An 18,695-nucleotide genomic window follows, 5' to 3' on the forward strand; every position below is an offset into this window, starting at 1 on the left:
TCTTTTCAATTGTCAATTAACAAGTTTTATATTCAGTAGTTTTTAATACTGATTGTTGTTTCTTGATAATTGATTATGGCACTTGTACTTCGTTAATTATTGAGTTTATAATATCTAAAGAAGTAATATTTTCGGCTTCAGCTTCGTAGGTAATTCCAATTCTGTGACGTAAAACATCGTTTACAATTGCGCGAACATCTTCAGGTATTACATAACCTCTTCGTTTAATAAAAGCGTAACATTTTGCTGCTTTTGCTAAATTGATACTTCCACGAGGCGAAGCTCCGAAACTAATTAAAGGTTTTAATTTTTCTAAATTATAGCGTTCAGGATAACGAGTGGCAAATACGATGTCTAGAATATATTTTTCTATTTTCTCATCCATATATACTTCGTTAACAACTTCACGAGCTTTTATAATCTGATCTACAGAGATAACCGGATTAACTTTTTCAAAAGTTCCGCTTAGATTGGCGCGCATAATTGTTTGTTCATCTTCTAATTTCGGATAATCAATCACTGTTTTTAACATAAAACGGTCAACCTGAGCTTCAGGAAGCGGGTATGTTCCTTCTTGTTCAACAGGATTTTGAGTTGCCATTACTAAAAAAGGTTCTTGTAGCTTAAAAGTTTCATCACCAATGGTAATCTGACGCTCTTGCATTGCTTCTAATAAAGCAGATTGAACTTTAGCAGGCGCACGGTTAATCTCATCAGCTAAAACAAAATTGGCAAAGATTGGACCTTTTTTAATCATGAAATCATTTTCTTTCATGTTATAGATCATCGTTCCAACAATATCTGCAGGTAATAAATCAGGCGTAAACTGAACACGACTAAAACTACCTTGTACTGCTTTAGATAGTGTGTTAATGGCAAGAGTTTTTGCTAAACCAGGCACACCTTCTAGTAAAATGTGTCCGTTACCAAGAAGTCCTATAAGTAATCGTTCAATCATGTATTTCTGACCAACGATAACTTTACTCATTTCATTTGTTAATAAGTCAACAAATGCGCTTTCTCTTTCTATCTTTTCATTAATAGCTCTTACATCTACATCCATAGTAATTAAAGTATATTATAATTTTGTGAAACAAAGCTACAATAATACGTCTTTTTTAGATGTTAAAAGTTGGTTAAAGGTATTGAGTTAACAAAATTTTAATTATAAGTAGTTAAGCGAATAGTATTATTGTTAAAAACACCATAGGTAAAATATTGTACCCAATCCCCCGTGTTTATGTATCTACTATTTTCTTGTAGTTGTATTTCTAAAGGAAGATGTCGGTGACCAAAAATAAAATAATCATAATGCTTTGTTTCTAATTTGCGCTTGCAATATTGAACTAACCATTCTTTATCTTCTCCTAAAAATTTAAAATCTTCATCACCAGAAATCATTTTATTTTTAACAGACATGTATTGTCCTAAGCGAACTCCTAGATCTGGATGTAACCAGCGAAACAACCATTTAAAAGGTTTAAAGGTAAACACTTTTTTCATGCGTTTATAACCTTTGTCTTCTGGGCCTAAGCCGTCACCATGACCAACTAATAGAGTTTTTCCGTTTATAGAAAATTCTTGTGGATTATGAAAGACAGGGATGTTTAATTCCTTTTCAAAATAATCCGCCATCCATAAATCGTGATTTCCCACGAAGAAATAAATCGGAATTCCGCTATCTTTAATTTCGGCTAATTTTCCTAAAACACGAACAAACCCTTTTGGAACCACGGTTTTATATTCAAACCAAAAATCAAATAAATCACCTAATAAAAAAATAGCTTCAGCATCTTCTTTAACTTCATTTAACCAGCGAACAAACTTTTGCTCTCTAGGAAAGCTAGCTTCGGCAGTTGGTGCGCCTAAATGTTGATCAGAAGCGAAATAAACTTTTTTATTTTTGGTGGTGTTGATAGAAATCAAAATTGTAATTTTTGGTAAAAATAACTAATTTGAGCTACTTTTGTAGAAAACACTACCAATACCATGGAAATAAATCCGTTTGACGATACTTATTTTATGAAAAAAGCGCTGCAAGAAGCTGAAACAGCTTTTGATAAAGGAGAAGTTCCTGTAGGTGCAGTGGTGGTTTTTAAAGATCAAATAATAGCAAGGGCTCATAACTTAACAGAAATGTTAAATGATGTAACTGCGCACGCCGAAATGCAAGTTTTTACTGCAGCTGCAGATTTTTTAGGTGGAAAATATTTAAAAGATTGTGTGCTATATGTTACGTTAGAACCTTGCCAGATGTGTGCAGGGGCAAGTTATTGGACACAAATAGGGAAAATAGTATATGGAGCTAGTGAGCCAAAATTAGGTTTTAGCGTATTGCAAACAAAACTACATCCGAAAACGAAAGTGGTAACAGGTGTTTTAGAAGAAGCGTGTGGTTTGTTGTTAAAGAAGTTTTTTGTTGAAAAACGTAATTTGAATTAACAGATTACTTCACTACGTTCGTAATGACGATGGTAATTTAAAACAAGGTTTGTTGTTTGCAACCGCTTTCATGTTCTAATAACCATTTTTTACGCCATATTCCGCCAGCATATCCTGTTAAAGAACCATCTGAGCCAATTACTCGGTGACAGGGAATGATTATCCAAATAGGATTTTTGCCGTTGGCAGATGCTACGGCTCTAATCGCTTTCGGGTCACCAACTTGTTTGGTTTGCTTTAAGTAAGTACTACTTTTATTAAAAGGAATATTTAATAATTCATTCCAAACCTTTTGTTGAAACGCTGTGCCTTGCGGATTCAATTTTAGATTAAATTCAGTTCTTGTTCCTGTAAAATACTCTTCTAATTGTGTTACGCAATTTTGCAAACAAGTTGAAATGTCTTTAGTGCTTGTTACTTCGAGCTGAGTCGAGAATTCATTATCTAAAACAGAAACACTTTGAATTCCGTTTTCATTTCCCACAATTTTTGCGGTTCCTATAGGTGTTTTATAATATGTGGTTTGTAAATCAGACACCAAAAATATCTTTTGAATTCTGAGTGGTTATTTCAGCAATTTCATTGAAAGTTAATCCGTAAATATCAACCAACTTGTCAACTACATTTGTAATGTATGAAGTTTCGTTGCGTTTTCCTCGGTAGGGAGTTGGCGCTAAATATGGCGAGTCAGTTTCTAGAACGATATGTTTAATGTCAATTTCGTTTAAGAATTTATCTATTTTACCGTTTTTAAAAGTTGCTACACCTCCAATTCCTAATTTCATGTTGTAAGAAATAGCTTTTTTGGCTTGTTCTATATTTCCTGTGAAACAATGAAAAATTCCGAATAAATCAGTTCCTTTTTCACTTTCTAACACTTCAAAAACTTCATCAAAGGCATCACGGCAATGAATTACGATGGGTAATTTTTTTTCTTTCGCCCATTGAATTTGAGTCCTGAAAACTTCTTGCTGTTGGGGTAAAAATGTTTTATCCCAATATAAATCAATTCCGATTTCACCAATTGCATAAAAATTACGTTTATCAATCCATTCTCTTACATGTGCCAGTTCTTCTTTATAATTTTCTTTAACAGAAGTAGGGTGTAAGCCCATCATTAAAAACACGTCTTTCGGGTAGTTTTTTTCTAAATCGAGCATTCGCTCTGTATAAGAACTATCTATGGCAGGAATAAAAAAGCGAGAAACACCGGCTTCTTTAGCGCGCTGTATCATTTCGTTTCTGTCTTCGTCGAATTGTTCTGAGTATAGGTGAGTGTGAGTATCGGTGATCATTTTTAATGTTATTTGTCATTGCAATTGAAATGAACCAAAGCAATCTGAATATTCAGATTATTTCACTTTGTTCGTAATGACGTATGTTTGTATATACGTTACAAAAGTACAAGAAATGGCAAGTCTGAAAAAAATATTAAAGAAAAAGAAATACATTAAAATAAAACTTAAAAAAATAGTCACCAATCATTTAGAACTCAAGGCAGAAATAAATGGTGTTAAGGGGAAGTTTATTTTAGATACTGGCGCATCAAATTCGTGTGTTGGACTAGATTTAATTGAACGGTTTAAGTTGATATCAGAAGAAAGTGAAGTGAAAGCAGCAGGAGCAGGAGCAACTGATATGGAAACAAGAAAATCGGAAAATAACTCGTTGAAAATAGGAAAATGGAAAACGAATCAATGTAATTTAGTATTGTTTGATTTAACCCATGTAAACACAGCCTTAACATTACATAAAGCTAAAAAAGTAGACGGAATTATTGGTGCAGATATTTTAGAAAGTGGAAAAGCTTTTATTGATTATGATAAAAAAGTATTGTACTTAAAAAAGTTAAAAAAATCGAAAAAAGAGGCGTTATTTAAGATTCCGTTTTAAAACAGATTAGTTAAAAAGTGTTAAAATTAAATTGTTTGAATAGTGCTTTTTGATGTTAAAAAATAATTAGAGTAAACTATTATTACTGAATTATAGCATGAATTTCATATAGATTTATTGTTGATTAATTGAGTGTTGCGATAAAAATGGTTGTAACATTTTTTGCTGACTACCGTCGAACTAGTGTAGTCAATTAAAATCAACAACCATGAAATCAAGAGCAAGTAATTTAGTCGTAGAAAGAGGAATCTTAACATCAGCGTATAAACAAGAAATAAGAGCTAATATAAATTCTATGAAGATTGAATCTTTATTTAGAATTAAAAATAAATTAAGAAGTAGTAGCACTAACTTGTATAGTGAAACGGCTACTATTTTAAAGGTTGCTATGTTTGTAGTAGCTTTAGTTGTAATTGTATTTTAAAAGTAAAAATCTCACAACGTGATGTTATGAGATTTTTAAAATTTATAAGCATACTGTAAAGAAATTACGTCACTTTGTTTGTAATGATGTTACGATAATACTTCTTTAATTCTTTTTACAGCTTCGCGTAATTGTAATTCAGAAGCAGCATATGATAAACGAATACAGTTTGGTGCACCAAAAGCTTCACCAGTAACGGTTGCAACATTTGCTTCTTCTAATAATAACATAGAAAAATCGTTTGCATTTTTAGTTTCAGTTCCTTTAATCGTTTTTCCGAAGAAAGCAGAAATATCTGGAAAAACATAAAAAGCGCCTTCAGGTACGTTTAGTTTAAATCCGTCTATTTCTCCTAATAAACCTAAAATCATATCTCTACGAGTTTTAAATTCATCAACCATATATTGTACTTTAACAGGCTCCGCTAAAACAGCTGTAATTGCAGCACGTTGCGCGATACAGTTTGTTCCTGATGTAATTTGACCTTGCATCTTAGTGCATGCCTTAGCAATCCACTCAGGAGCTCCAATAAAACCAATTCTCCACCCTGTCATAGCAAAAGCTTTTGCCAATCCGTTTACGGTAATAGTACGATCGAACATGTTTTCGATAGCCGCAAAACTAAATGGTTTTGTTCCGTAATTAATATGTTCGTAAATTTCGTCAGATAATATATATATCTGCGGATGATTTTCTAATACTTTTGCTAACGCTCTGTATTCTGCCTCACTGTAAATAGTTCCACTTGGGTTGTTTGGCGAGTTAAAGAAAATCATTTTTGTTTTAGGCGTAATCGCTGCTTCTAATTGCGCTGGAGTAATTTTAAAATCACTATCGATAGAAGAAGGGATTTCAACAAATTTAGCTTCACATAAAGTAGCAATTGCAGAATAACTTACCCAATAAGGAGCAGGTAATAAAACCTCATCACCCGGATTTAATAATACCTGAGCAATATTTGCAATAGATTGTTTTGCTCCTGTTGATACTACAATCTGGTTAGGATTATATGTTAAATCATTATCACGTTTAAACTTTACGCAAATAGCTTCCTTTAACTCTACATATCCATCAACTGGAGTGTATGAATTATAATCTTGATTAATTGCTTCAATAGCAGCATCTTTAATGAAATCAGGAGTGTTAAAATCAGGTTCTCCTAAACTTAAACTAATAATATCTCTACCAGCTGCTTTTAATTCTCTTGCTTTAGCAGCCATTGCTAAAGTTTGTGATATCGGTAAGCTGTTAATTCTGTTTGATAATGCGTTTGACATTGTGTGTTGTTATGTTGTGTGTTGTTTATGCTAGTTGAGGTTCTTTACCTAAAGAGCTTAATTGCTTAAAGTGCTCGGCAAGGGCTCTTGTCATTGTTTTATATTCGTTATATGGCAAGTTAAACTCTTGTGCTGTTTCTTTTACAATTTTAGCTAATTTATTATAGTGAACATGCGAAATATGTGGAAAAATATGATGTTCTACTTGGTGATTCAATCCACCGGTATAAAAGTTAACTAACCAGTTTTTAGGAGCAAAGTTAGAGGTTGTATATAGTTGGTGAACTGCCCAAGTATGTTCTAAGTTTCCTTCTTTATCAGGTAAAGGCATTTTTGTATTTGGTACTACGTGTGCTAATTGAAAAACAACACTTAAAATCATACCCGCTGTATAATGCATAATAAAAAAACCTAGTAAAACTTTCCACCAAGCTATATTTACTACCACTAAAGGTAATACAATCCACAAAGAATAATATACCACTTTAGAGATTACTAACTTTGTCCATTCTACTTTAGGGTTCGGAAATTTACCGTACGATAATTTACGTTTTAAATAACTACTCATTTGCTTAAAATCGGTAGTTATAGCCCAGTTAATTGTTAATAATCCATATAAAAATATAGAATAAAATTTTTGAAACTTGTGTATTGGTAACCATTTAGAGTGCTTAGAGAAACGAATAATTCTACCTGCATCAATATCTTCATCATGTCCTTTAACGTTGGTAAACGTATGGTGTAATACATTGTGTTGTACTTTCCAATTATATACGTTTCCTGCTAAAATGTAAATACTACTTCCCATTAATTTATTCAACCATTTTTTGCTCGAAAATGATTCGTGATTAGCATCGTGCATTACATTCATACCAACACCAGCCATACCAATACCGGTAATTGTTATAAGTAATAGCATTACCCATTGTGGCATTGTTACGGTTAAAATTAAAATAAAAGGGATTAAAAAGGTAGCAAACATGATAATTGCCTTAGAATATAACTTCCAATTACCTGTACGCTTAATGTTGTTTTCTTTAAAATATGAGTTAACACGCTTGTTTAGAGTCCTAAAGAACTTAGCGTTATCTATTCTTGAAAAATTTATTGTTTTCATTTATTGTATATTAGGGATCGCAAAAATAAACGTTTTTAGCCTATGGTTATTGCTTAGTGGCAAATTTTTAACAATAAACATATCTTTTGATAGATAAATGACTATTACGAATTAGTTTTTTACTTTTGCAACGAAAAAAATAATCAATGGAACTTATAAAAAAATACTTTACCGATTTAACTGAAACACAGTTAGAACAGTTCTCTAAACTACAAGAATTGTACGAAGATTGGAACTTAAAAATTAACGTGGTTTCGCGTAAAGATATTGATGAATTGTACTTGCGACATGTATTACATTCATTAGGAATAGCAAAGGTTATGCAGTTTAAGCCAGGTTCTAAAGTGATGGATGTTGGTACAGGTGGAGGTTTTCCTGGTATTCCGTTGGCAATTTTATTTCCTGAAACGCAGTTTCATTTAGTAGACTCTATTGGTAAGAAAATAAAAGTAGTAAATGAAGTAGCTGAAGGTTTAGGTTTGCAAAATGTTAAAACTACGAATGGCCGTGTTGAAGAAGTAAAAGACACGTATGATTTTATTGTAAGTAGAGCAGTAGCGCAAATGGAAACTTTTGTGGGATGGACAAAAGGAAAAATTGCTAAAAAACAAAACCACGATTTAAAAAACGGTATTCTGTATTTAAAAGGTGGTGATTTAACTGAAGAGTTAGAGAAATATACATCTGCAACTATTTATGATTTACCAGATTTCTTTGAAGAAGAATTCTTTGAAACTAAAAAAGTTGTCCATTTAGGAATGAAATTTAAAGCATAATTATTTTATAGTAGAAAACACATAATGCATTTCTGCTGCAATTTGTAAACTACGCTCTAAATATTTTTCTTTTTCTTGCGGAGTGTTATCATATATTTTAGGGTCCTCAAAAGTAATTGGGACCCTTTTTTCTGCTCCAGAAATAAACGGACAACCATCATCTGCTTGTGAACACGTCATGATTGCACAAAAAGCCGAGACCGGATTAAAGTCATCATCATACTTTTTAGAAAAACCGATTATAGCAGGCAAGTTATCACTGTGTTTAATAGCATAAACTGGGTTTGTGTTTGCTGATAATGATTCAATTTTAAATCCGTTATCTCTTAATGTCGCAACAATTGTACTATTCATACTTGTAGCTTCGGTACCGCCCGAATAACTATTTACAAAAGAAACCGCATAATAATGCGCCATAGTTTGCGCCCAAACTTGTGCTAAATGACTTCGCCTTGAGTTATGAGTACATATAAAATTAAGATTTATAGGTTCTTTTTTAGTCGCTTTTTCTTGAATGTATTGTAGTAAAGGATTTAATATTTGTTTTCTTTCTTCGGAAACAAAAGGTAAATCCAATATTGTTTTATTTATAGCTGGATACATTTTTATCAATTTATAAAATTAACAACAACCTGATTCTGGTGAGCAAGCATTTTGTGTTTGTATCTGCGCTAGCTTCATTTTAGGTTTTTCTTGCGGAATACCACAATTATCTTTTGCCAAGCAATCCGTTTTAGTTGCTGTTAATACGAAGTTTGTTCCGTCAAAATCTAATCCGTATTTACCAATGGTAGCTCCTTGATATTCTACTTCAACATCTAAATCGGCAATATTTAATACTTTTTCAGACAGCTCAATAATATGTGTTAATTTTTCTGGATGCAATCTGTGATCATAATCATCTGCTTCCCATAACTGAAAGTTTGCTACTTCTTCGTTTCTTAAAGTTCCGCCACAATCGATAAAGTTTTTAGTTACACGACCAACTTCTGTTACGTGAAAATGGTTTGGTACTAAATCTCCATTTGGTAATTGAAAAGCAATTGTTTTTAAGGATGCTAAATGTTTTTTAATTTCTGATAATTTCATGTCTTTTTATTTTAATTGTAATATTGCGATGGATTAATGTAAATTTTTTCAACAGCAATTATTCGATTCGCTGTCGAGGTTTAAAAAGTTGTTTAATAAAGATTTTATGGTTGTCCAATTTTCTTGATCAATACAATAACAAACACTGGTTCCTTCGATGTTACCTTTTATCAATTTTAAATTTTTCAACTCTTTTAAATGCTGAGAAATGGTAGGTTGCGCCAAGCCGATTTCATTTACTAAATCGCCACAAACACACGAGTTTATTTTAAATAAGTGTTGCAAAATAGCAATACGAGCAGGATGACCTAGTACTTTAGCTATTTTAGCAAGATCGTTTTGCTGTGGTGTAAATTTTTCTGATTTGGTAACTCCCATCGTTTAATTATTATATTGCAATATTACGATTAATAATTGATTTAAAACAAAATGCTCCGATAATATTTTGTTATCGAAGCATTTTGTTACTTTATAAACAGCATTTGTTAGCAAATAATTACTGCTAAATATTTAGTTAATCTTGTCAATTAGAGCAGGGTTTAGAATATATCGGTACTAAGAAAAGTTCTCGACTTCGCTCGAACAGACATCGTAATATAAAACTATAGCTGTTTAGCGTAAGGTTTTTTTTATCTCTTAAGATATTAATACCAGCGTTTTTTCTTCTTTTTAGAAGCGTCAGACTTTCGTCCTTTTTTATTTTTACTGATGGTATTCGGTTGTTTTATGTGTTTTGGTTTTACTAAAAGAAACGGGTGATCTTCAATGATTTTTATCGGTCTCTTTAAAAATTCCTGAATTCCTTTTATGTAGCTAGTTTCATCGGCACTACAAAAAGAAAATGCGATACCCGATTTTCCTGCTCTACCAGTTCTACCAATTCGGTGAACGTAGGTTTCAGGTACATTTGGTATATCTACATTAATAACAGCATCAATTTTATGAATATCAATACCACGAGCAGCAACATCTGTAGCAATTAAAATATTAGCTTTATTGTTTTTAAAATCTTCAATAGCTTGGTTACGTAAAATTTGTGTTTTATCTCCGTGAACACTCGTTACTTTGTATCCGTTTTTTATAAGTGTTTGCTCTAATTTATCAACACCAAATTTAGTACGTCTAAAAATAAGAATACGACCTTGAATCGTGTTGCGTAATAAATGCAAACATAAATCTACCTTATGTTTTTTAGGCGTGTAATATAATAACTGCCCAATTTTGTTAACCGTGTTATCAGTAGGAATCACGTTAACTGTTTCTGGCTTATATAACATTTGTTTAGCCAAATCACTCACTTTTTCGGGCATGGTTGCCGAGCATAAAAGCGTTTGTTTTTTACGCGGACATAAGGCTTCAATCTTTTTTACATCTTGAATAAAACCCATGTCTAACATTAAATCAGCTTCATCTAAAACAAAAGTTTTTAAGGTCGTTAAATCTACACTTCCTTGTTCATGTAAATCGATTAAACGTCCTGGTGTTGCTACTAAAACATCTACTCCTTTTGCTAAAATTTCTTTTTGCGCTTTTGTTGATATTCCTCCGTATACAACACCGGTAAGTATATTTGTATGTTTCGCGTAAGTGTTAAAGCTTTCTTCAATTTGTATCGCCAATTCTCTGGTAGGACTTACAACTAAGGCTTTTATTTTTTTAGGTCCTCTTTCAGGAACTAAAGTTAATTCTTCGAATAAATTATGGATAATAGGCAATGCAAAAGCTGCTGTTTTACCCGATCCTGTTTGCGAACCAACAATTACATCTTTTTTATCTAGTGCTAACGGAATCACTTTTTGCTGCACTAACGTAGCTGTGTGATATTTTTCTTCGCTTAATGCTTTTAAAATAGATGGATTAAGATGTAAGTCTGAAAATTGCATTGATTATTTTTTTTGCAAAGATACTCTAAATCAAACAATATAGGTTCGATTATTGTGTGAGCAAAAATCTAAATATAAGTCAATGCATAACCCAGTATAGATCCTCCTAAAACGATAAAAGCACTGTTTAGTTTTTTTAAACCAAAAACAACAATTAAACTTACAATAGCAATAACAATTGTTTGCCAATCTACTAAAGTATCTTTTGCCATGTTTATACAAACAGCTATAATTAAAGCTACAGCAGCAACATTTACAGCATCTAAAATAGCGCGAATAATAGTAGATTTTCTCATTTTTGGCATTAGCGGATTCAACACTAAAACAAAAACGAAAGAAGGTAAAAATATACCTAAAGTTGCTACAATTGCGCCCGTTATTCCGTTTAGTTGCCATCCGATAAAAGTAGCGGTAGATAAAACAGGTCCGGGAGTAATTTGCCCCACAGCAACAGCGTCAATTAAAGCTTGGCGCGTTAACCAACCATTTGCCACTAATTCGGAGTCTAAAAAAGCAAATAGTACATAACCACTACCGTATAAAATCGCTCCGATTTTTAAGAAAGTTAAAAGAATTTTTATGTTGTTTAAGTTTGCAAATTCGCTTGCTTGAAATAGTAAAAGCGGAACAAAACTATGTAAATTGTTTTTGTTTCTTTTGAAGAAATACAAACCTAAACCAAGTATACCGCACCCAAAAAGTGTTAGAATTTCATTAGTGCCTAATAAACAAGCTACTAATGCGATGGCTCCTAAAACGGCCAATTCGGTATTTTTAATTGCTTTTTTACCAAGCCTGTAGCCTGCCATAATTATAATAGCAATTACTGCCGGTTTTATACCGTAAATAAAAGGTTCAACCTTTGGTAACTGTCCGTATTCTTGATAGAGCCAAGCAAATACTGAAGTGATAATCACCGCAGGAAAAATAAAACAGAAGCCTGCAACGACTAACCCTTTCCAACCTGCTCTTTCATGACCGCAATGCATGGTCATTTCTGTAGAGTTTGGCCCAGGAATTAAATTGGTAGCTCCAATAAGATCTAAAAAATGCTCTTGGGTCATCCATTTTCTCTTTTTCACCACTTCATCTTCCATCATAGCAATATGAGCTGCCGGACCACCAAAAGCGATGCTCCCTAATTTAAAAAAGAGTTTAGCTATTTCTTTTAAGTCGTTTTTTTGAGGCATTTTTGAGTTGTTTGTTTTTATTACTACTCTATTATTTTTTTCTATTCATTAATGTTAGGCCGCCTTCCTGACCTAGTATAGGAGCTTCATTTCTTAAGGTGTTTGTAAATAATTTTGTTCCAGTTGCTATCAAAATTCGTTCAATTAATAACCTTGTATGGTCTGAAGTTTCTGGAGGTAGTTGAATAATTGAGTATTCACTCCAACCTTCAAATGAATGATGCTTTTGGTTTAAGGGGTATCTTTGTGATAGTGATTTTTTAGTTTCTCCAATATAGAACTCCTGACTGTCTCTATTAAGGAGTAAATAAATATTATTTTCATTTACCTCTTTAGGTAAATTAATTCTTGGTTGCCAATCACCAACTTGAATTCTTCTCAAAATTTCACCTTCATCACTTAAAAGGTAGTCAGCAATTAAGTAAGAACTAAGCTCTTTAAAAACCTTAGGAAAACCTTGTGATTCATCTTTAACTCTAAAGAACTCTTTTATAAACACTACAGGTTTTTCATTAATCCATTTTATTTTGACCTGTAGTTGCTCTTTAAAACCGCCAATGTCAAATTCAGTGTATTTCAAATTTTTATAGTGTTCATCTCCTATGTGATACTCTAAAGCTCTTACGAAACTCTTGGGGTAATCTTTTGCTAACATAACTGCAAATTGATTATCCCACTTAATACGATAACTACTTTCTTTTGAGCGTTTTTTTGCAAAAGACAACCATATTTTTGCTTTAAATTTAGATTTTATTTTGCCAAGTTCTTTTGGACTTTCATAAATAATTTCGACATCCCATTTAAAATTTTCTTCATTATGATTATTTATTAATTCAGCTCCCCAGTTCTTAACATAGTAGGAAGGGATAGTAATGGTTAGGTCATTTATAAACATTGATTTATGTATGTCTAGCGGGAAAAACTCAGCAGTTAATCTTATTGGTTGTGCTCTATTACTTCTTTTATCCATTATTTATTTGTTTATAAAGTGCTTCCCCAATTTTTTCAATAACTCCAACTACAAGTGCATTGCCCATAAAAAAAGCTCGTTTAGTATCTGTAATTCCTTCTAATTTTGTATGGTCATCAGGAAACATATTTAATCTTTCTAATTCTACAGGTGTTAATCGCCTTAAGCCTCTGTCGGAAACAATTACGTGTTTAAACCTTGAAGGAGATTTACCACCTTCACCTGTAATTATAGTTCTTGAAGCATTGTCCAAAGCGTCTGGGTAGATCATTCCGCCTTCCGAATAATTATATTTAAAACCATCTTTAGAAATTCTTAGGATTGATTTAGACCCTTTTAAATACTCCCACATTTCTTTTTCGGTTGTAATTATTTTCTCACTTCCATCTTTTTCTAAAATAGATTTTGGCGTTTTTAACTTATTATCTTTGATGAAAAATTCATCAGTCACTTCTCCATTTTGAAGAATATCTCCTAAAACAACTTTTTCCCCATTGTATTTAGGGTTTGTTTTAGCTGTAAATATTTTTCCATTAAATAATAATCCTGTATTGTGAAAAGGAGAAAGTTTACCGTCTTTATTAAAATCAGTTGTTATTTCTTCTAAACTACCTTTGATTTCAAATTCGAGAGATTTATTTATTTCTTCTAATGGAAATGCATTAGCAATTGTACCCTTTTCTTGAATCCAATCTGTTTTTTTAGATTTAGAAATTCTTTTATATACTTCAGTTGATTTGTGATAACCAACTATAAAAATTCTTCTTCTTCTTTGAGGCATTCCATATTCACCAGCATTTATAACTCGCCACTCTACAGCATACCCTAAATCATTTAAGCTTTTCAGCATTACTGCAAAATCACGACCTCTTTGCGATGCAGGTGATTTTAATAATCTATCTACATTTTCTAGAAACAAATATTTTGGTTTGTTCTCTTTGGCTTCTAAAATTTTATGAATTGCCCACCATAGAACTCCTTTTTTACCTTTTAATCCTTTTGAATTATGTAGGGTTGTAGCTACTGAATAATCTTGGCAAGGAAAACCTCCCACCAATAAATCATGATTTGGAATTTCTTCAACATTTCTTGTCACCACTTCATTTAAATCTTCATTTGAGTGATTGTCTTTGCCAAATTGTTTTTCATAAACCATTGAAGCATGTTGTACTTTTGTAGATGGTTCCCATTGATTACTCCAAACAATATCATAATTATTGTTTTTTTCAAGACCAAGTCGAAAACCTCCAACACCCGCAAACAATTCTGCTACTTTTATTTTTTTATTTGCCATTTTCTTGAGATCTATAATAATTAATTTTTTCTTCTGCAACTCTTAATATCTGAGATGTTTCTTGTGTATATTTTAAATCAGCAGCTATTTTTTCAGAATACCAATTGATGATGAGTTCCTGTTCTGGTATGTTGTAGAAATCTGCTAGTCTAATAAGTTGTTCTTTGGTGGGTTTTCTTTCGTCTTTTTCAAATTTACTTATTAAGGATTGATCAATATCAACTTCTGCAGATACTTTTCTCAAAATCATTTCCTTTTCTTCTCTTGCATTTTTTAAAATATTCCCTAATGATTTCATTGGACAATTTAATTTTAGACTAATAATGTCCAAAAATAAATTTATTTTCTGACATTATAAAGTTTGAAAGTAAATTTATAAAACTATAATAATTTAAGTGTCTTGTATTTAATCTAAAAAAGAGACTGCTCCGTCAATGTTGTAAAATTCTCTAAAAACTTCATCCCTTTATAAGAATTTCCTTTTTCATTTAATTTCGGGCTCCAAACCACAATACTATATTCGTTTGGTAATATGGCAATAATACCGCCGCCAACACCACTTTTACCTGCCAAGCCTACTTTAAAAGCAAATTCGCCAGATTCGTCGTAAAAACCACAAGTTTGCATTAGTGCATTAACTCTTTGAGATTGTGCTTTTGTTAATATTTGTTTATTATTATGAGGCGTTTTACCGTTGTTAGCTAAAAACAAAAACAAGTCAGAAAGATGCTCGCAGCTTAATTCTAAAGAACATAAATCGAAATAAAAGTCGAGGACCTCATTGGGGTCGTTTTTAATGTTGCCGAATGATTTAATGAAATTACATAGCGCGACGTTTCTATATCCTACAGATTTTTCTGAAGCAGCTATTTTGGCGGAATAGTTAATGTCGTTGTTAGCAGAAAGACTTTTAATAAAGGCAAGTAAATCTTCTTTAGGGTTTTTAAGATTGCTAATAAGAATATCGCAAATAACCATGGCACCAGCATTTATAAAAGGATTTCTTGGTATTCCGTTATCACTTTCTAATTGTACAAGCGAATTAAATGCCGTACCGGAAGGTTCAACATCAACGCGCTCCCATATATTACCATCAAATGTTTTAAAAGCTAAACAAAGTGATAACACTTTAGCAATACTTTGAATAGAAAACTTTTCTTTATAATCTCCTAAGCCATATTTTATGGAAGAAGTGGTAGAAATATGAACACCAAATTTATCAGGATTTAAATTGGCTAATTCTGGTATATAAGAAGCAGGGTTTCCTTTGCTTTCTAATGTATTAACTTTAGAAAATACTTCTTGTATTATTTTTTGATGATTCATGTTGTTGAGTTCACTTTAGGTAGGCAATAATAAAAACAAAATTAATAGGAATTGCTTTTAAAGTCATAAAAAAACAACCTCAGCTGAGGTTGTTTTTTAAAAATAAGTAAAACTTGTTTTATAGTTTAATTTCTTCTTTGGTGTTGTTTAATAAAACAGGTTTACCAAAACCTAATTCATTTAAACGCTCTAATTGAGTTTCTGCATCTCCTACAAATAACCAAATCATTTTATTAGGGTTCACATATTTCTTTGCCAATTCTTGTACTTTTTCAATAGTCATTTCATTTACAATTTTCTCTCTATCTTTAACATAGTCGGCATTTAAATTGTAAGCGCTAATGTTTTCTAACATGTTTAATTTAGCACCCATGGTTTCAAAACGACGAGCGTTACTTTTAATTAAAAAACCTTTGGTTGTTGCTAAATCTTTTTCAGAATAATTGGTTGGGTAATTTGTAATGATGTCTTTTACTGATTGAGCAGACTCTAGGGTAACATTACTTCTTACTCTGCTAGAAATAGTAAAAGGACCTTTAGCTTTTGTGCCTGAAAATTGAGAATAAATACCGTACGTATACCCTTTTCCTTCTCTTAACTCTTGTGTTAATTGAGAAGCAAAACCACCACCACCAAGAATGTAATTCATAACCGTTGCCGGATAATAATCTTCATCAGTTACTGCTAAAGCTGGTGCGCCAAAACTAATTACCGATTGTTTTGCTTTTGGTACGTCGTAAAAATAAACAGTTGGCTTATTAGGAGCTTGTGGAGTTTTAAAAACCGGAATCGTTACTTCTTTTGCAGTCCATTTAGTGGTTAAGTTTGTTAAAGAAGCCAAAGCTTTTTCTTGATTTACATCACCAACAATATGCATTTTTGCTACAGATGGAGAGATATAATTAGTATAATATGCTTTTAAATCGTCTAAACTAATTTTCTCTACCGAAGCAATAGTTCCTAAGGTGTTTTTAGAACGAATATTCTCTTTTCCGTAAATCAATTCATTATACACATTTCGTGTTACCGTAGTTGGGTTTGCTTCTTGCTGACGTAAATTACCTACAACCGATTTTTTAATCAATTCAAATTCTGTAGCATCCCAACGTGGTTCTAATAACATTTCTTCAACCAAGTTTATGGTTTCTGTATAGTTTTTAGCCAAAGTAGTTCCGCTAATAGTAATATTTTCTTTAGATGAATATACGCCAATAGATGCACCTAATTCTTGAATAGCTTCTTGCAGCTCTGCTACTGTTTTGTTTTTTGTGCCGCGGTTCATTAAACGAGCAGTTAAGTTAGCAACACCTAATTTATCCATTTTTTCTAATAACTGACCACCGTCAATTACTAAGTTAAAACGAACTAAAGGAACTTCACTGTTTTTAATACCAAATACTTTAATTCCGTTTGCTAATTCATCATTCCATACATTTGGTACGCTTAAAGCAGATGATTTACCATACGCAGGTTCGGTTGCTCTGCTAATCTTAGAAGGTGTTTTTTCGTATTGAGCGGCAACTTTAGCATCGAATTTTTCTTCGGCTCCAATAACAATTTTTTCTTCTTTTATAATTGCTTCTTTAGCACCTTTTAACGCAAGTTTTGCCATTCCTTTAGGTACAAAACTAGTTGCAATGAAGTTTTTGTCTTTAATATAGGTGTTGTAAACACGCATTACATCTTCTTTGGTAACGTTTAAGGTTAAATCAATTTCTTTATTGATAAATCCAGGGTCACCGGCATAAGTGTTGTAAGAAGCTAAGTTTGTTCCTTTTCCTAATACGCTAGATAAGCTATTGTAAAAACTAGTTTCTAAACCAGCTTTAATTCTGTTTAAGTCTTTATCAGAAATACCTGTTTCTTCAAAGTTTTTAAACGCTGTTTTTATTCCGTCATTAATTTTATTTAAATCAACGTTATTAAATCCGCGGATACTTAATTGCGATTGTCCTGCTAATTCCGATGACCAGTTCCACATACTTGTGTTTGCGGTAAGTTTTAAATCATCTACTAAAACCTTGTTTAAAGGTGCTTTTTTTCCTTGTGATAAATATTCTGTTAAGATATCTAAAGCATATGAATCTTTATGATACAGTTCAACCGTTGGCCATGCCAATGTTAACATTGGTAATCGTGCAAAGTTATCTTCAAAATACAAAGATTTCGATTCATTAACTTTTCCTGATTTTTTAACCAAAGGCGTAATTTCTTCACCTCTAGGAATCTCGTTAAAATATTTACGAACCCATTCTTTTGCTTTCGCAGAATCAAAATCTCCTGATAAAACTAAAGTTGCATTGTTAGGAACATACCATTTTTTAAAGAATGCTTTTACATCGCTTAAAGTAGCATTTTGTAAATGTTCTAACGAACCTATTACTTGCCAATTGTATGGATGATCTTTAGGGTATAAATTACGATCGATAATTTGTTGATTGAATCCATACGGACGGTTATCAACACTTTGCCTTTTTTCGTTTTTAACAACTTGTTTTTCTTTTGCCAAAACAGGTTCAGTTACGGTGTTTATAAACCAACCTAGTTTATCCGCTTCTGCCCAAATCATTTTTTCTAAAGCATCATTTGGTACGGTTTGTAAATAGTTTGTTCGGTCTCTTGATGTAGATCCGTTGGCACCAGAACCACCAATACGTGCGCTCATTTTATCTAAACCGCCTTTACCAAGGTTTTCAGATTCTAAAAACAATAAATGTTCAAATAAATGAGCAAAACCAGTTCTTCCTTCGATTTCTCTTGCTGAACCAACGTGAACCATCAATTCTACAGCAACCACGGAATCTGATTTATCGGTATGTAAAACGACTTGCAATCCGTTATCTAATTCAAATTTTTCAAAAGGAACATTTAAAGCGGTTTTCTTTTCTTTTTGTTCGGTATTACAGGCAATAAAGAATATTACAGCTGTAAATAGTAGCACTTTTTTTATCATTGTTTGGTTGTTTATAAGAGTTGTTTTTTGATGTTGATAAAGATACATAATATTGAAAATC

At 32.1% G+C, this 18,695-nt stretch carries 20 protein-coding genes; 4 read left to right on the top strand and 16 right to left on the bottom strand.

What is annotated here, in order from left to right; translation table 11 throughout:
- Positions 1-73: 73 nt before the first annotated feature.
- Together P2G10_RS04450 and P2G10_RS04455 are read right to left on the bottom strand one after the other, a co-directional pair.
- Positions 74-1,063, bottom strand: coding sequence for an AAA family ATPase (locus P2G10_RS04450; RefSeq protein ID WP_275315354.1), 990 nt, complete (start codon positions 1,061-1,063; stop codon positions 74-76).
- A gap of 98 nt (positions 1,064-1,161) precedes the next feature.
- Positions 1,162-1,926, bottom strand: a complete 765-nt coding sequence (locus P2G10_RS04455) for a UDP-2,3-diacylglucosamine diphosphatase (RefSeq protein ID WP_275315355.1) — start codon at positions 1,924-1,926, stop codon at positions 1,162-1,164.
- A gap of 63 nt (positions 1,927-1,989) precedes the next feature.
- Here P2G10_RS04455 and P2G10_RS04460 point away from each other — a divergent pair, with 63 nt between their 5' ends.
- Positions 1,990-2,442: a nucleoside deaminase gene (locus P2G10_RS04460; RefSeq protein ID WP_275315356.1), complete on the top strand. Its 453-nt coding sequence runs from the start codon at positions 1,990-1,992 to the stop codon at positions 2,440-2,442.
- A 37-nt stretch (positions 2,443-2,479) separates the two neighbouring features.
- On the opposite strand, the gene P2G10_RS04465 is transcribed toward P2G10_RS04460, so the two are convergent.
- Together P2G10_RS04465 and P2G10_RS04470 are read right to left on the bottom strand one after the other, a co-directional pair.
- Entirely contained in the window at positions 2,480-2,980 is a 501-nt protein-coding gene (locus P2G10_RS04465; protein WP_275315357.1) for a methylated-DNA--[protein]-cysteine S-methyltransferase, read from the bottom strand.
- Entirely contained in the window at positions 2,973-3,737 is a 765-nt protein-coding gene (locus P2G10_RS04470) for a TatD family hydrolase (protein WP_275315358.1), read from the bottom strand. Before P2G10_RS04470 ends, P2G10_RS04465 begins: the two co-directional genes overlap by 8 nt.
- Before the next feature lie 115 nt (positions 3,738-3,852).
- Between P2G10_RS04470 and P2G10_RS04475 the strand changes: the two genes are divergently transcribed.
- Both P2G10_RS04475 and P2G10_RS04480 read left to right on the top strand, forming a co-directional pair.
- Positions 3,853-4,335, top strand: coding sequence for a retropepsin-like aspartic protease (locus tag P2G10_RS04475; protein ID WP_275315359.1), 483 nt, complete (start codon positions 3,853-3,855; stop codon positions 4,333-4,335).
- Between the two features lie 208 nt (positions 4,336-4,543).
- Positions 4,544-4,759 carry a hypothetical protein gene (locus P2G10_RS04480; protein ID WP_275315360.1) on the top strand — a complete coding sequence of 72 codons (216 nt, stop codon included), beginning with the start codon at positions 4,544-4,546 and terminating at the stop codon, positions 4,757-4,759.
- A gap of 89 nt (positions 4,760-4,848) precedes the next feature.
- On the opposite strand, the gene P2G10_RS04485 is transcribed toward P2G10_RS04480, so the two are convergent.
- Both P2G10_RS04485 and P2G10_RS04490 read right to left on the bottom strand, forming a co-directional pair.
- Positions 4,849-6,036: a pyridoxal phosphate-dependent aminotransferase gene (locus P2G10_RS04485; protein ID WP_275315362.1), complete on the bottom strand. Its 1,188-nt coding sequence runs from the start codon at positions 6,034-6,036 to the stop codon at positions 4,849-4,851.
- 25 nt (positions 6,037-6,061) lie between these two features.
- Entirely contained in the window at positions 6,062-7,153 is a 1,092-nt protein-coding gene (locus tag P2G10_RS04490; RefSeq protein WP_275315364.1) for a fatty acid desaturase family protein, read from the bottom strand.
- A 146-nt stretch (positions 7,154-7,299) separates the two neighbouring features.
- Here P2G10_RS04490 and rsmG point away from each other — a divergent pair, with 146 nt between their 5' ends.
- Positions 7,300-7,929, top strand: a complete 630-nt coding sequence (gene rsmG, locus P2G10_RS04495; protein ID WP_218772075.1) for a 16S rRNA (guanine(527)-N(7))-methyltransferase RsmG — start codon at positions 7,300-7,302, stop codon at positions 7,927-7,929.
- Here rsmG and P2G10_RS04500 read toward each other — a convergent pair whose 3' ends face one another.
- The 10 genes from P2G10_RS04500 to P2G10_RS04545 form a co-directional block, all read right to left on the bottom strand.
- On the bottom strand, positions 7,930-8,532 hold the full coding sequence (locus P2G10_RS04500; RefSeq protein ID WP_218772076.1) for an arsenate-mycothiol transferase ArsC: 603 nt from the start codon (positions 8,530-8,532) through the stop codon (positions 7,930-7,932).
- A gap of 18 nt (positions 8,533-8,550) precedes the next feature.
- Positions 8,551-9,018, bottom strand: coding sequence for a DUF6428 family protein (locus tag P2G10_RS04505; RefSeq protein WP_275315365.1), 468 nt, complete (start codon positions 9,016-9,018; stop codon positions 8,551-8,553).
- A gap of 48 nt (positions 9,019-9,066) precedes the next feature.
- Entirely contained in the window at positions 9,067-9,396 is a 330-nt protein-coding gene (locus P2G10_RS04510) for an ArsR/SmtB family transcription factor (RefSeq protein ID WP_218772078.1), read from the bottom strand.
- A 266-nt stretch (positions 9,397-9,662) separates the two neighbouring features.
- The gene (locus P2G10_RS04515; RefSeq protein WP_275315368.1) at positions 9,663-10,901 is read right to left on the bottom strand and encodes a DEAD/DEAH box helicase; all 1,239 of its coding nucleotides are present in this window, start codon (positions 10,899-10,901) and stop codon (positions 9,663-9,665) included.
- A 68-nt stretch (positions 10,902-10,969) separates the two neighbouring features.
- Complete coding sequence (gene chrA / locus P2G10_RS04520) at positions 10,970-12,091, bottom strand: chromate efflux transporter (protein ID WP_275315369.1); 1,122 nt, start codon at positions 12,089-12,091, stop codon at positions 10,970-10,972.
- A gap of 31 nt (positions 12,092-12,122) precedes the next feature.
- Positions 12,123-13,061: a hypothetical protein gene (locus P2G10_RS04525; protein ID WP_275315370.1), complete on the bottom strand. Its 939-nt coding sequence runs from the start codon at positions 13,059-13,061 to the stop codon at positions 12,123-12,125.
- Positions 13,054-14,355: a DNA (cytosine-5-)-methyltransferase gene (gene dcm / locus P2G10_RS04530; RefSeq protein WP_275315372.1), complete on the bottom strand. Its 1,302-nt coding sequence runs from the start codon at positions 14,353-14,355 to the stop codon at positions 13,054-13,056. Before dcm ends, P2G10_RS04525 begins: the two co-directional genes overlap by 8 nt.
- Positions 14,345-14,653: a helix-turn-helix domain-containing protein gene (locus P2G10_RS04535; protein WP_275315373.1), complete on the bottom strand. Its 309-nt coding sequence runs from the start codon at positions 14,651-14,653 to the stop codon at positions 14,345-14,347. The genes dcm and P2G10_RS04535 overlap by 11 nt, the downstream gene beginning before the upstream one ends.
- A gap of 113 nt (positions 14,654-14,766) precedes the next feature.
- Positions 14,767-15,681: a glutaminase gene (locus tag P2G10_RS04540; RefSeq protein WP_275315374.1), complete on the bottom strand. Its 915-nt coding sequence runs from the start codon at positions 15,679-15,681 to the stop codon at positions 14,767-14,769.
- 118 nt (positions 15,682-15,799) lie between these two features.
- Positions 15,800-18,634 (bottom strand): M16 family metallopeptidase, encoded by a 2,835-nt coding sequence (locus P2G10_RS04545; RefSeq protein ID WP_275315375.1) that lies wholly within the window; start codon positions 18,632-18,634, stop codon positions 15,800-15,802.
- Between the last annotated feature and the right edge of the window lie 61 nt (positions 18,635-18,695).

The organism is Tenacibaculum bernardetii (genome assembly GCF_029125915.1).
In the GTDB taxonomy this organism is placed as follows: Bacteria; Bacteroidota; Bacteroidia; order Flavobacteriales; family Flavobacteriaceae; genus Polaribacter; species Polaribacter bernardetii.